10 protein-coding genes and 1 pseudogene (1 of these 11 cut by a window edge) are annotated in these 17007 nt (G+C 40.1%); 6 read left to right on the top strand and 5 right to left on the bottom strand.

Translation table 11 applies throughout. The features are described 5' to 3' along the window. Nucleotides 1-99 precede the first annotated feature (99 nt). The 3 genes from L652_RS0116140 (at nucleotide 100) to L652_RS0116130 (ending at nucleotide 6615) form a co-directional block, all read left to right on the top strand. Nucleotides 100-891: a sterol desaturase family protein gene (locus L652_RS0116140; RefSeq protein ID WP_024596975.1), complete on the top strand. Its 792-nt coding sequence runs from the start codon at nucleotides 100-102 to the stop codon at nucleotides 889-891. Nucleotides 892-1312: 421 nt separating this feature from the next. Then, a complete protein-coding gene (locus tag L652_RS0116135) occupies nucleotides 1313-3439 on the top strand; it encodes a glycoside hydrolase family 16 protein (protein WP_024596976.1) in 2127 nt (708 codons plus the stop codon). 242 nt (nucleotides 3440-3681) lie between these two features. Beyond that, nucleotides 3682-6615 (top strand): TonB-dependent receptor, encoded by a 2934-nt coding sequence (locus L652_RS0116130; protein ID WP_024596977.1) that lies wholly within the window; start codon nucleotides 3682-3684, stop codon nucleotides 6613-6615. A gap of 313 nt (nucleotides 6616-6928) precedes the next feature. On the opposite strand, the gene L652_RS0116125 is transcribed toward L652_RS0116130, so the two are convergent. The 4 genes from L652_RS0116125 to L652_RS0116105 form a co-directional block, all read right to left on the bottom strand. After that, the gene (locus L652_RS0116125; protein WP_024596978.1) at nucleotides 6929-7228 is read right to left on the bottom strand and encodes a hypothetical protein; all 300 of its coding nucleotides are present in this window, start codon (nucleotides 7226-7228) and stop codon (nucleotides 6929-6931) included. A 301-nt stretch (nucleotides 7229-7529) separates the two neighbouring features. Next, a complete protein-coding gene (locus L652_RS1000000125515) occupies nucleotides 7530-9701 on the bottom strand; it encodes an SEC-C metal-binding domain-containing protein (protein WP_024596979.1) in 2172 nt (723 codons plus the stop codon). A 130-nt stretch (nucleotides 9702-9831) separates the two neighbouring features. Continuing rightward, nucleotides 9832-10095 (bottom strand): hypothetical protein, encoded by a 264-nt coding sequence (locus tag L652_RS0116115; RefSeq protein ID WP_024596980.1) that lies wholly within the window; start codon nucleotides 10093-10095, stop codon nucleotides 9832-9834. Nucleotides 10096-10528: 433 nt separating this feature from the next. Then, nucleotides 10529-12049 (bottom strand): aldehyde dehydrogenase family protein, encoded by a 1521-nt coding sequence (locus tag L652_RS0116105; protein ID WP_024603552.1) that lies wholly within the window; start codon nucleotides 12047-12049, stop codon nucleotides 10529-10531. A 171-nt stretch (nucleotides 12050-12220) separates the two neighbouring features. Here L652_RS0116105 and L652_RS0116100 point away from each other — a divergent pair, with 171 nt between their 5' ends. Together L652_RS0116100 and L652_RS0116095 are read left to right on the top strand one after the other, a co-directional pair. Further along, nucleotides 12221-13114 (top strand): AraC family transcriptional regulator, encoded by an 894-nt coding sequence (locus tag L652_RS0116100; protein WP_024596981.1) that lies wholly within the window; start codon nucleotides 12221-12223, stop codon nucleotides 13112-13114. 80 nt (nucleotides 13115-13194) lie between these two features. After that, nucleotides 13195-14226 carry a LacI family DNA-binding transcriptional regulator gene (locus L652_RS0116095; RefSeq protein WP_024596982.1) on the top strand — a complete coding sequence of 344 codons (1032 nt, stop codon included), beginning with the start codon at nucleotides 13195-13197 and terminating at the stop codon, nucleotides 14224-14226. A gap of 95 nt (nucleotides 14227-14321) precedes the next feature. Here the strand turns inward: L652_RS0116095 and gtfA are convergent, their stop codons facing one another. Continuing rightward, the gene (gtfA, locus tag L652_RS0116090) at nucleotides 14322-15794 is read right to left on the bottom strand and encodes a sucrose phosphorylase (RefSeq protein ID WP_024596983.1); all 1473 of its coding nucleotides are present in this window, start codon (nucleotides 15792-15794) and stop codon (nucleotides 14322-14324) included. A 176-nt stretch (nucleotides 15795-15970) separates the two neighbouring features. On the opposite strand from gtfA, the pseudogene L652_RS01000000123980 reads away from it, so the two are divergent. Next, nucleotides 15971-17007: pseudogene (locus tag L652_RS01000000123980) on the top strand (MFS transporter); it runs 179 nt beyond the window's last position.

The following is a 17007-nucleotide window of genomic DNA, read 5'->3' as shown; positions in this document are numbered from 1 at the left end:
CCCGTATACATGGCGGTTATCACACACTTAAGCAACAAGAAGCCGATGCTAACAAAGCAGCTGAAAACGTGCCTAGCAGTTCAAATTCTGAGGTAATAGATGACTAATGAAGTATGGTGGCGCTTAGGCTTCTTTTTTAGCATTTTAGTTATAATGATGTTGCTTGAAGCGCAAAAACCAGCGCGTAAATCACCAATAAAAAGCAGTACACGTTGGTTTGCTAACTTTGGGTTAGTGTTTGCTTCATCAGTTGTTGCGCGCTTAGTGGTTCCCATTGGGCTAACCGCCGTAGCACTTTACAATCAAGAGCACGGCATTGGCTTATTTAATCAAATAGCTCTACCAAGCAGTTTAATTATTATATTGAGCATACTTTTACTCGATATATTAATTTATTGGCAACATAGGTTATTCCATAACGTGCCTATTTTATGGCGCTTACACCGTGTACATCACGCCGATGCACACGTAGATACCAGTACAGGGCTGCGCTTTCACCCTATCGAAATTGTACTGAGCATACTTATAAAACTAATTGCAGTAACTGCTCTTGGCGTACCTGCAATTGCGGTACTTATATTTGAAATAGCACTTAATGGTTTAGCATTATTTAATCATGCAAATATACGCCTACCTAATGCTATTGAAAAACCACTGCGTTTAATATTAATGACGCAAATATTGCATCGAATTCACCATAGCCAAGTGGTTAGCGAAACTAACTCAAACTATGGTTTTAGTGTAATTTGGTGGGATAAATTATTTGGTAGTTACAAAGGTAAAGCTAAAAAAACCGACGCAGATATAAATATTGGCTTAAAAGAATACCCAAGCCAAAACCAAAATGCGTCCCTTTTGAGGTTACTTACAATGCCTTTTAAAAACAAGTAAAAACAAGCATATTTTATCTCTTACAATACCAATCCACTTAAAATTGCTTTTATGTAGATTGGTATAAACAAAATACTCCTTAAATACTATAAATATACCTGTAACTAACCTTTTAATTGTTAAGTCCTTTCCTACTTTTTTGACGTAAAAAATATTCCGCTCACGCTCCCATCAAAAAACACAAACAACATAACTAATTGTATAAATTGCAATTTATATACAATCTAAAATTGGTAAACTGGTCTTACCGTAAACTAATTGTAAATAAAATAAACAAATATGTTGACCATTTGCGTACTCCACAATATCATTTGTAAGCGCTTACAAAACACATATCAAAATGTAAGCGCTTACAGCATGAAAAAACAAAGCTCAAAAAACAATTAATCTGACAATAATCTGTTGAAACCGGGGTTCAGTTATGAACATTGAAACAACGCACATTACACGTTTACTTGCCGCTATCTCTTTAGTTACGTTAGCTGGCTGTGGTGGCGACTCTGCCACTAAATCAAATTTTGAAAATGTAGATGCCTCTGAGCCAGTTTCAGATTGGCAAATGGTTTGGAGCGACGAGTTTGAAGGCTCAGCCATTGATACAAACAAATGGAACTATGAATTAAACTGCGATGGCGGTGGTAACAACGAGAAACAGTGTTACACCGACAGCGAGCAAAATGCATTTATTGCAGACGGTGTGTTAAACATTGTTGCCCTACCCGCTGAGGAAGGTGCAGAAAAACCTTATACTTCAGCACGCTTAAATACGCGTTATAACGCCGACTTTACGTATGGCCGTTTTGAAGTGCGCGCCAAACTTCCATCAGGACAAGGTAGCTGGCCAGCATTTTGGATGCTACCAACTGATGAGGTTTACGGCACTTGGCCTCGTTCTGGCGAAATAGATGTTTTAGAATCAGTAAACCTTAAAACACCGGATGAAGACGGCGGTATAGAGTCTAGTATCCACGGCACCCTTCATTACGGACGCGCATGGCCAGATAACAGCTATACAGGTAAAGAATACAAATTCCCTGAAGATACTAATCCAGCAGATGATTTCCACACGTATGCTGTTGAATGGCAAGAAGGTGAAATTCGCTGGTACGTAGACGGTTACCTTTATGCAACTCAGCGTCAATCTGAGGTTTTATATAATTCAAAAAATGAGCCTGCGGGCTTAAAACATCGTGGTTGGTTTGCAGAATACTTTGAACAAGGTTCTGGCGAACTTACAACGCATTGGGATAGCGCACCATTTGATAAAGACTTTCACTTATTGCTAAACCTAGCAGTAGGCGGTGACTGGCCTGAAAACGTAAATGATTTAGGTGTAGACGCTAGCGCATTTGAAAATGGCCAAACTTTTGCTATTGATTACGTACGTGTTTATCAATGTGCATCGAACCCTAATACTGGTAAAGGTTGTGAAACCATTCGTCCAGGTTACAACAGCTTAGACGATGCCTTACTTGAGGGTGATGCCCCAGTTCCTATAGCAGGAGGAGTTACTCCATTAACCATATTTGGTGATTCTTTTAATATTAATTGGCCTGCGTGGGATTGTTGCGGAGGTTCAACTCCTGCAATAGTTGTTGATGAACAGCAAGGTAATACAGTTGAGTTTAGTGTTGGTGAAAACCCAACAGTAAACGGCTTTATTTCAAGAGCGGAAAACATCACTGATGAGGCGGGTGTAGCCTCCCCTTTTGATGCTACGCCCCTGTTAGCACAAGGGTATTTTCAATTTAAAATGAAAGTAACTAGCGCACCTGCTGATGCAAACTCTACATGGGTCGTTAAGCTTGAAAGTGCAGGAGATGCACCAACTGCGGCCGAATTACCTATTACTCAAAGCGTTGAAGGTATTGCTCCTGTTGTAGGACAATGGCAAACATATACATTTAAATTAACCGATCTTGTTGCAGCAAACTTAGATATTAGCGCTATTGATGTAGTGATGATTTTTCCTACATGGGGCACTGGTAATGGCGCTGTATATAGAATAGACGATGTGAAAATCACGCAAGATTTTCCAGAGCTTAATGTGTTCACAGATACTCAAAATCTTGATTGGCCAATGTGGGACTGCTGTAGCGGCTCTACGCCAGTGGAAGTAATGGATGATGAAGAGCATGGTATAACAGCGGAATTTACAATAAATGATACGCCTACAGTAATGGGTTTTAACAGCCGTACATCTGTTGGCGGAAGCGGTGAGGCATTTGATGCAAGCGCTATCATAACGGTTGGTCAAATTACGTTTGATATGAAAGTTACGAGTATGCCAAGCACACCCGACGCGCCATGGTTTTTCAAAGTTGAGTCAAACGAAGGTGACTCTGCCGTAGAGCTTGCACTTACTGAAAGTGTTGAAGGCATTGCCCCTGTTTTAAACGAATGGCAAACATATACTTATACACTTTCTGACTTATCGGCTGCCGGTTTAGATGTAAGTGCGATAGATGTATTAATGATTTTTCCTAATTGGGGCCAAGGTGCTGGCGCAGTATATCGTGTTGATAATGTAAAAATTTCAAACCCATAATTTAGATTTCACTGACAAAATTCTAGGTGTTTATACCAATTGCATTAAACAAGAGATCTATTATAGCGCTAAGAAAATAGCACAATAACAAGGCGAAAATTGTGACATATAGTTGTTCTATATAAATAATTTTTAACACAGTTAGTGAGTTGTTTAATGCGATAGAATGATCATATTTTTAGTAAAATTGGTATTACACAGCACCTTCACTCTTGAACAACATTTTATAAAGCAGAGCTATTATGAACACATTCAATTTTAAAAAGAGCCAACTTGCGGCTTCTGTGTCTCTCATCATTGCTGCGAGCACATTAAACACAGCTATTGCGGCAGAAGCAGAAACAAGCGTTTCATCTGATGTAGAAGTTATTGAAGTAAAAGGTATTCGTGGTTCACTTATTCGTTCTATGGATATGAAACGCGACTCTTCTGGCATTGTAGATGCCATTTCATCTGAAGAAATGGGTAAATTCCCAGATACCAACTTAGCAGAATCATTACAACGTATTACCGGTGTATCGGTTAGTCGCGCAAACGGTGAAGGTAGCCAAATTACAGTACGTGGTTTTGGCCCTGAGTTTAACTTAATAACCTTAAATGGCCGCCAAATGCCGGGCACAGGTTATACACGTTCGTACAACCTTGAAAACATCGCCTCTGAAGGTGTAAGTGCGCTTGAAGTATTTAAAACAGCACGTGCAGACGTGCCAAGCGGTGGCTTAGGTGCAACAGTTAATATTTCTACTGCGCGCCCTTTTCAAAAGCCGGGTCAAAACTTTTCAGCAACCGTTAAAGCAAATCACGACTCGTCAAACGAAGCTGGTGATGACGTAACACCAGAGTTTTCTACTGTTTACAGCAATACTTTTGTAGATGACACTTTTGGCTTTGGTTTTTCGTTTTCGCACCAAGAGCGTGACTTTCAAAAACAAAGTGCCAATATTCAAGGCTGGCAGGCAAACGTAGACTTACCTGAATTAGATAGCAGCAACGTCGTTGATAACCGCACAGACCCTGCAGGTAACTACTACTTCCCTAAAGACATGAATTACTCTATTGAAGATGTAGAACGTGAACGTACAAACGGACAAGTTACCTTTCAATACGCACCGGTAGATGGCTTTGTAGCAACACTTGATTACACTGCAAGTAAAGCAGTTACAGGTTCTCAAAGTATTGGTTGGGGTATTTGGAACGACTTTGGTAGCAATATTAATGGCTACGAGCTTGATGAAAATGGTACGGCTGTTTATGCTGATATTAGCGGTAACGATGCCTCGTTTACAGCCAACAAAGGCACTACAGAAGTAAAAGCGCGCTCACTTGGTTTAAACCTAGATTGGGAAATTAGCGACACGTGGCACGTAGAGCTTGATTACCACGACTCTAAAAACGAAACTGATAACGGCGCCGACAATGGGCTGGGAAGTGCCGGCCAAGTAATTTTAGGTTCTGATCAGCTAGCTAATAAAATTTATGATTACCGCACGGGCGAAGTACCCAGTGCACAAGTTAATTGGTTAAATGGCACAAGTGAATTAACGCCTGGCGAAATTGATTCAAACTTTAGTCAGTTTACTCACTCACCGGGTGAGTCAAACATTGAACAATTACAGCTACATACAACATGGTATAACGAAAGTTATGACATTGGTTTAGTTAAAGTTAAATTTGGCGCATCACGTACAGAACAAAACACCGGTGGTTACACCGCGTGGAGTGGTTTAGTAGGTGGTCCAGGCTTTAACCCATCATATACAGAAATATTCCCAGACGGCATGTTTACCCGTCACGATACATCGGGCCTTTTAGATCAATTTGAAGGGGGCGGCAGTGACTTACAACCTGGTTACTACTATACCTACGATTTTGACGAAGCTGTTGCGCGCCAAATTGCTTACTTAACAGCTGATGTGACAGGCGGCGATGCATACGCCGCAAATGCATATATGGATGGTATTGACAGCGAAAGCTACGTAGAAGAAATCACTAATAGCTTTTATGTTCAATCAAGCTGGGAATTTGACGTAAGTAACTACTACGTAAAAGTAAATGCAGGCCTACGCTATGAGCAAACAGATGTAACCAGTACTGTGCGCCAACGCGTTGAAGATCAAGTTAATTGGATCAGCGCTTCTGAGTGGATCATGCAATACGCTGCTGGCGGCGATGATAACTTCTTAGAGCAACAAGGTGATTACGATGTTTTACTGCCTTCAATCGACGTAAGTGTTGATTTAACTGAAGACGTAGTAGCCCGCGTATCTTGGGGTAAAACAATGTCGCGTGCACCACTGGGTAATTTAGCCGGTGGCCGCAGCTTAACAGGCAGCCCAAAACCAGGTTCTCGCACAGGTAGCCAAGGTAATACAAACTTATTACCGTTTGAATCAACAAACCTTGATTTATCACTTGAGTATTACTACGCAGAAGGCAGCTACGCATCTGTTGGTTACTTTAAAAAAGACGTTGATAACTTTATTCAAACCACTATTACGCAAACCACTATTGATGGCTTGCACGATATTTTAAACGGCCCTCGTTACTTACAAGCCGTAAGCGATATTGAATCACGTGGTGAGCAAGCAACAACCGACGCTATTTTTGCACAAATGATTGCCAGCGGTTACGGCAATGCAAATGGCGTTATTGAACCAAACAGCGACGATCCGCTAATTACATGGAATATTAGCCAACCACAAAACACCGACAGTAAATCGGTAGATGGTTTTGAAGTAGCTGTTCAGCACTTAATTGGTGAAACCGGTTTTGGTGTTGGTGTTAACGCAACGTTTGTAGATGGCGACGTTGAATTTGATAGCGAAAGCCTTGATCAACAAGCACCGCTTACAGGCTTAAGTGACTCAGCTAACTTCCAAGGCTTTTACGAAAAAGACGGCCTATCAGTTAAAATTACTTATGCATGGCGCGACTCATACCTAATTGGTGTTGGCCAAGCGCAAGGTTCAGCTGATGCGCCTCCGCAATATGCTAAAGCGTATGGCCAATGGGATATGAGCGTTAACTACGATGTAAACGAAAACGTAACGGTATTTTTTGATGGCATAAACTTAAATAATGCCACCGAAGAAGGTTACGGACGTTACGAAGAGCAGTTCTTATTTGCTAATCAATACGGTCCTCGTTACTCAATTGGTGCTCGTTACACGTTTTAAACTATTCCCTAGTTAGAATAGTTAAGCCGCTTGTTTCAACAAGCGGCTTTTTTTATAACGTTTTTATTTGCTCAAGCAATACATCAGTTGTCCAATCAATGCCGTTATATGCCACATCGGGTTGGTAAAAGTCTCCTGCCCCATGTAGCGCATAATACAGTGATTGTATTTTGTTTTAACCAAGCCTAATTGCAATTACCACAAAACAACTAGTCTATTTTTTAGGCAAAAATCTAATGCATATTTTACTAAACTGCAAAGTTAAGATGGGTGCTTCGTTTATTTTTACCTAAATGCCAGCTCTAGAGATTGCTTAATGCTTGAGTAGACGAATCCATTCATCGGGGTTTGCTAAAATAAAGTCATAAGTATCTTCATTATCTAAAGTGATTGTTATGGCATCGCTTGTTAGTGGTAAAATGCCTGCGCCTGTCCCTGCTGACTTTTCAATTTTTACGATTGCGCTTCGTGTAAAAGTATAAGGCCCTAAACCAGCACTTTCATTGTATGGCTCAAAACGTACTTCACCTTGCGTTACATAAAATTTACCATCGGCTTTTGCAACACCACTTTGATACGTAGCGGTAGATGATTTGAGTATTTTATTGTTCATTCGGCGTTCCTGCTAATTAATGTACGTCAATAAAATGTATTCACTTTAGTAAGTTATATAGCTTTATGCTTTAAGGCAATTAGTTTGTACCTAAAAAGCAAATTATGATGACACCTACTTTATTTAACCCATTAGAATCTGGGCATCAAAAAACGCAAAGTTTGGATGGGTTTATTGTTAATTCTTCTACATCTTGTTAATTCTTCTACAGCCTCAACGCCAAGCTCACCGGTAAATTGGGAGCGTAGCGAGTAATTTATCCGCGTGCAGCTTTTTGTTAGGCATAGTCGGGGCAAGCTCCCTATTTTAAGCAGCACTTCTTGTGTTTTTTCCCACTACCACATGGGCACTTTTCATTACGCCCAATCTTCTTAGATTTTCTAGTTACTGTGTTAAAATTAACCTTACTTTTTCCTTTCAATGACTGAGGCTTAGGAAGACCCTTAGTCGCCTTGTCCATTTCATCAGACTGTTCCCATTTAAACTCTTTACTAACACCAAATCTCAACCTTTGGGAACTGGTGCCAATGCATACACCGAACCATTGGTCAGCCTTCTGCTCATATTTCCTGACCTCACAATGACGATCTAACCGCTTCGCAGCCTCGGAATCTGAGTCATTGTTGCAGTGAATAGTAAGCCCCGTACTTCCTTCACTTATGCCAAGTGTTAAATCATGATGTTTACCATCTTTTTTCCCCAATTCAACTAGCTTCGATATTCCGTCATTAATCATTTCGATTGTGTCGCCACTAAGTGTCAACAGCATAAAACCGAAATCTACAGTGCCTGAATGTTCACGCAATTCAATGTCTTTAACCAATCTGTCGAAGTGCGTTCCTTCGTACTTTGTTAATATCCCATCTGGAGTCTCACTGCCAGGAATGCCATCTCGTCTCGTCATCATTGCAAGATCTAAGTCAGCGCAAATGTCATCTCCTAGCTGCATCATTGTGTATTCACCATCCATCCAGAGATTTTGTTTTAGATGGTATGACAAGATCGTTAGCTCGTGAGTGGATAATATTTTATCGCCATACAGCGTTCTTCTGTTGACGTAGCTTAGGAAGTGCAAAGGAGACCTTAGCATCTCTGTTGCAACATCCAAGAAGAAAACATCCATCACAAATGCTGGTTTAATCAAATCGGTAGGATTTTGCTTGAGGAACTGCCTAGCTTGAAATGACAAAGCGGGATAATGATCAGATACCACGCAGAAGGGGTAGATTTCTTTAAATTCTCTTCTGATGGTTATTTCATTACCCTTTTCGTCTAAGAGCTTATAGTTATTGTCAGATAAATAATTTGAACATGAAAAGGCTTGGTCATATGCATCTTGAACGGCTTTTTTAAAGTCATCTTTTAGAGATAAGTCGTTCCCTTTGCGGGCAGCTATAGTCAGTTTCTTTGACTTTGCCTGCAATACTATTGCTCTATTTGCAAACACTACAAGAACGTCTATTTCACCAACTTTATTGCGCTTCGCATCAACAATATCAACATTCTGAAAAACTCGTTTTTCTCCGAAAACTCGCACAAGCCTTCTGCTTGAAAATTCTTCTGTAAATTCGCCGCGATGTCCCATCGCAATACTTCTGTACGCCGCATCCGAATTGAACCAAAAAAACGGCGTTTCGTATAACGCTTCTACCAAACTGTAATTTTGAAACAGTAAGTATTTATCTTCTTCAAGCTTTATTATTGGATAGGCATTTATTGGATTAAAGTCATCTAAGGATATGAAGTCGTTTTGTTCAATTGGCGAAACAAAAGATTCAATAACACAGCTACAAGCCTCAACATCCAATCCGGACTTAGCGGCTATTTCTCTCAAGGAAAAGGTATAAGCTTCAAAGAAAGTCCATTCGTTTGGATGTTTATTTGCTAAACCAACAAGAGCATCATTAATCTTGTCGTTCTGCAACACCTGAATTGCTGATACAACAGACATGACTTGCTCAAGTGAATAGCCTTTGTTTTCAATTAGCCATGCGTTATCTTTTCTGTACTTATCTTCAGCTAGATCTCTATACTGAAAGTGGTATGCTGATTCACCCCCATAAAAAATTGACTCTCTTAATACAGCGCCAGAATTGAAAGGGTTAAAGTCAGCATCACCAATTTTATTTGGGTCAAATATCTCTTGCATTGGTGGCATCATGGAATGATGCAACTCCTGAAGTAAAGCATCTGTTCCGCTAATATATTCTTGCATCACTTCTGGCGAAGGTATTGTTGCATCTATATTCTTTTTACTTGCCAGTCCAATTAGTGTAGATATTTCTGTTCTTACCAAACGCTCCATTGAGAATTGTTGCAATACATCTTCAGGCTTCACTTCATCAGCGTATCTGATGGTGTTATCTCGAAAACAGAAATATGCGATTGCGTGGATGTAACCGGTAGATTGGCAAAGAACTTCTAGTTCTTTAAATATTTCGCTTTCCTTTCTGGCTATTTTATTTTCCGGCATCCAGTGCTCTCCAGATTGTATTGCCTAACACCCACATAAGGGGCAGTAACGCATGGGCTAGAATCCGAGCGAAGCGACAGAGCCCATGCGTTACTGTCCCAGCGAGCCTGCGAGCGGCTTAAAGTGATTGTTATATTTTTTTACCAAGCTTCTCTGAGCGGCTTTTTTTAACCTGTTTTTTTGAGTCCGTCTTTCCTTTGATAAATTCTTCAATACGCTCTATTTCATTTTTTTGAGCGATATCTTGCTGCTTTATCGAGTAAGATTTAGCTTCATCCTTGGTGCTAAACGATTTCATAACTTTTCCATCTACATCGATAACATCATAGATGATTTTATTTCCATCTTTTCTAGACTCAATCGGATAGAGAAGCTCACTGTTTTCAGAATTCAAATTTGTTTCCTTAAAATATAACAACTTTGTCTACGACATTTGTCGTTTTATAAACCGACAAATGTCCCTATATTACAATGCATTTATCTTAGCCAGCAAATAACCACCTGTAAACAATTAGTTAACTACAAAGAAATCTCCGTTAATGCTGTAACACACCAAAATGGGGGAGAGCAGTAATATCCGACAATGCATAAATCACTGCACATTTTTAGAGCAACTTTTATAAAAAGTTAATATCGTAAAATCGTTTTTAACGCAGGTAATGAGTTATTAAAACGCTTAGGTTTTAACGTTTTGAACCCGGCTGGTATTGTACTTATATATTACAGCACGCTTAAAGTAGCGTTGTGAGCAATGTGAATAAAAGCGCTGCAAATATGCAGCGCCCTCATTACTTAATGGTTGTTGTGTTTAAGTTTGAATTGCTTTATTAGAAAAAGCCGAGCGGGTCTTCGCTATAGCTCACTAATAAATTTTTAGTTTGTTGGTAGTGATCGAGTGCTAGTTTGTGTGTTTCACGCCCTATTCCTGATTTTTTATAACCACCAAATGCAGCATGTGCTGGGTACATGTGGTAACAGTTGGTCCACACTCGGCCAGCTTCAATTTTACGCCCCATGGTATAAGCACGGTTCATGTTTCTGCTCCACACCCCTGCGCCTAAGCCAAATTCTGAGCTGTTGGCAAGTTCGAGTGCTTCGGCTTCATCTTTAAAGGTCGACATAGAAATAACAGGGCCAAAAATCTCTTCTTGGAATACACGCATGTCGTTTGTACCTTTAAGCAGTGTAGGTTGTATGTAATAACCACCATTTAAATCGTCATTTAGCTGCTCTACGTTTCCGCCGGTGAGTACTTCGGCGCCTTCTTTTTTACCTATGTCTATGTAACTAAGTATTTTATCAAACTGTGCTTTTGAAGCTTGAGCGCCCACCATGGTTTCGCTGTCGAGTGGATTGCCACGTTTAATTTGTTGGGTACGTTCGAGTATGCGCTCAATAAATTGCTCGTATATATCTTCTTGAATAAACAATCTTGATGGACAGGTACATACTTCGCCCTGGTTAAAGTAAGCAAGTACGGCGCCTTCTATGGCTTTTGATAAAAACGCGTCGTCTTTTTCCATTACATCATTAAAAAATATATTGGGCGATTTACCGCCAAGCTCTACCGTTGAGGGAATAATGTTTTCAGCAGCACATTTTAAAATATGTGAGCCGACAGGTGTAGAGCCTGTAAATGCAATTTTAGCAATGCGTTTACTTGTGGCCAGTGCTTCGCCTGCTTCTTTACCAAACCCATTTACAATATTGAGCACGCCTGCAGGCAGTAAATCACCAATAATTTCCATTAAAACTAAAATAGATGCTGGAGTTTGTTCGGCTGGTTTTAGTACCACACAGTTACCTGCAGCAAGAGCTGGGGCAAGTTTCCATGCGGCCATTAAAATAGGGAAGTTCCACGGGATAATTTGCCCAACCACACCTAACGGTTCGTGAAAATGATATGCCACCGTGGTTTCGTCAATTTCACCAATACTGCCATCTTGCGAGCGCAGGCACCCTGCAAAGTAGCGAAAATGATCTGCCGCGAGCGGAATATCAGCAGCGAGTGTTTCACGAATTGCTTTACCGTTATCCCATGTTTCGGCAACAGCTAGTAACTCTAGGTTTTGCTCAATTCGGTCGGCTATTTTTAGCAGTATGTTACTTCGGTCGGTCACCGACGTTGTGCCCCATTGCTCTCGCACTGCATGCGCTTTATCGAGAGCCAGCTCTATGTCGTCTTTATCTGAGCGCGGTATTTGGCAAAACACCTTACCGTTTACTGGGCTTATATTATCAAAGTATTGGCCATTTACTGGCTTCACCCACTCTCCGCCAATGTAGTTCCCGTATTGTTGTTTAAAGTTTACGAGTGCGCCATCGCTACCTGGATTTGCATATATCATGTGTGTGCTCTCTTTATTGTTGTTAGCTAAAGGTCGAACATTTATATAAAACAAAATGCTTTATATTTAATCAATGTTGATTGACATTAAACTAACAAGTACCTAAAAACTTGATTAGCTGTCCACAAAAGTTGTCTGTGAGTCCAAACTAATAAAACCTAAAGGATTGATATGCACACATCTCAGTTAAACAAAAAACGCCAACAACTTGATGTATTAATAGAAAATAAAGTCACATTCGCTGCAGATAGCAGTGAGTTGAGTATCTACGACACGTATCAAAGCGCGCAAAAGGTAGCACTGCACTCAAACGAGCTGCTGTTTTGTGCCATGCTAAGCGGCAAAAAGGTAATGCACGTAGAAAGGAGCCAATACCATAAAGTATTTTTACCACACGAGTCGTTTGTATTAGCGCCAGAGCAAGGTGTTTTAATTGATTTTCCACAAGCATCAATGCACGCCCCAACCACCTGTTTAGCCATTGAAATTAGCACAGATAAAATAACGAGCGTGGCGAATGCACTAAACATGCAGCAAAATTTTGCACACGATGGCTTATTTGAATATGTACCTCAGTTAGTGCATACCCAACATAATATTCAAACGCAGCAATTATTAGAGCGCATGGTGCATTTATTTAGTGAGCAAGGCGCACAGCGACATTACTTGATTGATTTGTCGTTGAACGAATTGATCACCCGTTTATTACAACAACAAAGCCGCGAGCTATTGCTAGCTAGCTGCGATAAGCCACGCCTTAAAACAAAAGTGAGCGATGCCCTGCTTTATATTGAAGAACACTTAAGTGAAACGCTCGACATAAATACCTTATGCAAAATAGCATGTATGAGCCGAAGTAAGTTTTATCATCAATTTAAACTCGCATTTGGCACTACCCCAGCCCTTTGGCAGCAACAGTTAAGACTAAAAAAAGCGCGTACTCAATTACTACAAGGCCATGCAATTAGCCAAGTGTGCTTTGATGTTGGATTTAATAGCGCGAGCCACTTTAGTCGCCTATTTAAACAAACCTTTGGCATTGCGCCTAAAGAATGCCGACATTAGCCCTAAAATCTTATTTTTTTACTTTGCTAACGCCCTGAATATGTTAGTTTATTAACATGTGTATTGAGTAAAGAATTGGTATGAGTAAGCAAACCCGCTGGACCCTAAAAAGTATTGCTAAAGAGTTAGGTGTGTCTAACGCGACAGTATCTAATGCGTTTAATCGCCCTGATCAGCTATCGGCTAAACGCCGAGACGATATTCTTGCAGCGTGTAAAACTTTGGGCTATTACGGGCCCAATAAGGCCGCGCAATCGTTGCGTAATGGCACATTTAATATTGTCGCTTTAGTGCTGCCCGATAGTGTGGAATACATGGTGTCGGACCCTGTAGCTAGTAGCTTTATGCGCGGTGTTACCTCAGTGCTTGAAAAAAACGGCATTAATGTTTTATTGTTTTCAGGTAATAGCGATACCCTTAATAACATAGTCGACTTTGTCGATGGCTTTATTTGTTATGGCCGCCCTCGTAATAACGCGTTAGTTGAGCAGTTAAAAACAGTGTCTAAACATGTAGTGACAATTGATTTTGATATTGCTCGCAATGCCTCTGTAAATATTAATAACGAGCAAGCAAGTTACGAAATAGCTAAACACGTACTGCATAATCAAAACGATAAAGTGGCTATATTAGGCCTTAGATTACTTGATGAAAACGTATTGTGCCGGGTGTATGAGCATCACGAATTTGAAACCGGACAATCTATTTCGCATCAACGTTTACGTGGTTATCAACGTGCTTTAAGCGAGGCAAATATTACGGTAGCTGACGATCGTATTTGGAACATTCCTGAAAGTAGCGAACGTTTTGCCAATATTGCTGCAAAAGAAGTACTTAGTGCATCACCGCGTCCTAACGTTATAATTTGTATGAGTGATTTAATTGCCCTTGCCACAATGCGAGAAGCAATAAAACAAGGCATAAAAATAGGTAAAGAACTGCGTATTGTAGGCTTTGATGGTATTGATGAAGCAGCCCGGTTTGTACCTCGCCTCACCACCATTCATCAAAACAGCCAAGAAAAAGGCGTTATAGCCGCTGAATTATTTATTTCTAAAGAAGAAAAAACTCAGGAAGTCAGTTACGAATTAGAGATTGGTGCCAGTAGTTAGCTTACAAGCCTTGTAATTGTTTTATGTGTTAAAAAGCCAAGCTTAAGTAGCTTGGCTTTTGCTTTACATGGCGTTTGTAAATTACTTTTATAGCATTAAGCTAAAAATGAATTTAAGTTAATCGTTGTTTCTTCATCACCGTTTACCTGCGTAATCAGTGCATGGCGTAATTTAAAATCAACAGTAAGTGAAATAGTTTGCTCACCTAGTTGCCACGATAAACAACACATACTGCCTTCACCTTGCGCACTAAACTCACCTGCAAATGCAGGGTGTGAATTGCGAATTTTAATTAATTCAATTAAACCTTTTACTACAGGCTTATTTAAGGCTTTGTCGATTATATTTGCATCTAAATATGGGCGGTTAATATCACGGCCTACATTTGTATTAGCTAATAGCTCCATGTCGTTTTCGCAAGCAAATAAGCCGCCGTAATATACTTGTGGTACACCTGGAGCAAAAAATTGAATTGCACGCGACAGTAAGTAATCAAAGTCTTTCGCGCCTAATGCGTTGTAGTACGTACAGTTAACTTGATATAAGTCGACATTACTCGCCGCAGCGCCCGTAGCTTGGCGGCTTTGGTTGTTGCTGTTGGCGTGCATTGTTTCTACGAGGTTATCAATCTGCTGTGCATTTAATAGCCCTGGTTTGTCGCCCATTGGACCTGCGTCAATAATGCCAATACCGTCGTGTGTATCAAGTACAGTTAAGCAATTACGTGGCGAAATTTGTAACCATTTGAGCAGTGCATCTACATCGTTGTTAAATAAGCTGTGTAAAATAAGCGGTGGTAACGCAAAGTCGTAAACCATATTTACGCGTTTTGCCACTTCTACCTGAGTTTGATAATGGCTATGAATTTCTGCAATGGTTTCCATGCCTAAATCGTTTGCTTGCTTAGATAAGTTATCTAGGTAGCCAAACGTTTCATCAAGCATAAAGCAGTTAGTGCCAGCTTGCTTAATGGCGTAACCCGCTGCATCTAAACGAATAATATTTACATTGTTAGCCGAAAATTTAGTAAGTACATTATTTAAATACGCAACACCGGCTTCTACTTTTACGTTTATGTCAATTTGGTTATCGGTAAAAGTGGTCCAAAAGTCATACGTTTTACCATCACCACATTTCATAGGGGTAAAGCAACTACCAGGACGTGGGCGGTAAATTGCTTTTTGCTCAGCTTCACTCATACCATTTGGAAATACATCATCTTTGGTTAAAAACAAATCCCAAAATTCTGATTGCTTACCCTTTGCTAGTAAATCTTGAAACTGAAAAGACTGCGCCGATACATGGTTAACAATTAGGTCTGCCATTAAATCGAGATCTTTACCTAATACTTGTATGTCTTCCCAAGTGCCTATTCTAGAATCAACTTCACTATGATCAATAGGGTCAAAGCCAGCATCGCTGCCATCAATAGGATTGTAAAATGGCAATAAGTGCACACCACCAAATACGCCTTTTAAAGGGCCGTTTAAAAGTGTAGATAGCGCGCCTATATTTTGGCCAGTGATTCGATCAGCATATGTGATCAATTGAACTTTATTCTTCATCATTGTGTGATTACCATGTTGAAACTTAATCGATTAAGATATATCTTTAACTAGCGAGTAAGAATTTACAAGTAATTTTTAATAATTTTACATACAAATTTCGTGGCTAACGTAATACTACAGTAAGCAACTGACTGACTTACGAAGTGTTAATAGAGAATTTAACGAGGAATAAACACATGACAAAATCACACACACACGTAAGCAGCGACCCACTGCAACAAATACGCTGGCTTACATACATGATGTTTTTTATGTTTGCCATGACCTCTGACGCAGTCGGCATGATAATCCCCGAACTTATAAAGGATTTCGGTTTGAGCATGACTCAAGCTAGTGCATTTCATTACGCTCCCATGGCACTAATAGCCTTTAGTGGATTATTTTTAGGCTTTTTAGCTGACAGCCTTGGTCGTAAAAAAACCATTATGCTAGGTCTATTAATATTTTCCGCGAGTTGTTTTTTATTTGCATTTAGCACCAGTTTTACTTTCTTTTTAGTATTGCTTTGCTGCATAGGCCTGGCCATTGGTTTATTTAAAACCGGCGCACTGGCATTGCTTGGCGATATTTCACATAGTAACGACGACCATACTAAAACTATGAACAAGGTTGAGGGCTTTTTTGGCATTGGCGCTATTGTAGGCCCTGCCCTAGTTGGTGTTTTATTAGTGCAAAACGTTAGTTGGACATACCTGTACATTACTGCGGGCGTAATGTGTTTAATCCTTGCTTTATTAGCATGGCGCGCAGACTACCCTGACGTAGTTAAAACAACTGAAAAGCCAGCCTCTTTGGCCACGACCATGAAAATGGTAAAAAACCCTTATGCACTTGGCTTTTCTTTAGCTATTGCACTTTATGTAGCGACTGAAGTGGCTATTTATGTATGGATGCCAACGCTATTAAAGGACTACACAGGCTCTTGGCCACTCCTTGCCACTTATGCACTTACTATATTTTTTATACTACGTGCTGCAGGTCGTTTTATTGCTGTATGGTTACTAAATCGTTATAGCTGGCAAGGTGTTATGGCTTATTTAAGCTTAGGTATTGCGCTTTGTTATGTGGGTACACTTATTGGTGGCGTTGACTGGGCTGTAGGGTTACTACCTCTTTCAGGTTTATTTATGTCTATGGTTTATCCAACTTTAAACTCTAAAGGTATATCGTGTTTTCCTGCTGAGCGCCATGGAGCCGTAGCCGGCGTTATATT

The organism is Pseudoalteromonas sp. TB25, from assembly GCF_000497995.1.
In the GTDB taxonomy this organism is placed as follows: Bacteria; Pseudomonadota; Gammaproteobacteria; order Enterobacterales; family Alteromonadaceae; genus Pseudoalteromonas; species Pseudoalteromonas distincta.
This window is presented reverse-complemented; position numbering and strand designations above follow the sequence as displayed.

Coding starts and splice junctions, on each gene's coding strand:
- L652_RS0116140 (WP_024596975.1), top strand. CDS start 100: ATGACTAATGAAGTATGGTGGCGCTTAGGCTTCTTTTTTAGCATTTTA.
- L652_RS0116105 (WP_024603552.1), bottom strand. CDS start 12,049: ATGATATATGCAAATCCAGGTAGCGATGGCGCACTCGTAAACTTTAAA.
- L652_RS1000000125515 (WP_024596979.1), bottom strand. CDS start 9,701: ATGCCGGAAAATAAAATAGCCAGAAAGGAAAGCGAAATATTTAAAGAA.
- L652_RS0116095 (WP_024596982.1), top strand. CDS start 13,195: ATGAGTAAGCAAACCCGCTGGACCCTAAAAAGTATTGCTAAAGAGTTA.
- L652_RS0116130 (WP_024596977.1), top strand. CDS start 3,682: ATGAACACATTCAATTTTAAAAAGAGCCAACTTGCGGCTTCTGTGTCT.
- L652_RS0116135 (WP_024596976.1), top strand. CDS start 1,313: ATGAACATTGAAACAACGCACATTACACGTTTACTTGCCGCTATCTCT.
- gtfA (WP_024596983.1), bottom strand. CDS start 15,794: ATGATGAAGAATAAAGTTCAATTGATCACATATGCTGATCGAATCACT.
- L652_RS0116125 (WP_024596978.1), bottom strand. CDS start 7,228: ATGAACAATAAAATACTCAAATCATCTACCGCTACGTATCAAAGTGGT.
- L652_RS0116100 (WP_024596981.1), top strand. CDS start 12,221: ATGCACACATCTCAGTTAAACAAAAAACGCCAACAACTTGATGTATTA.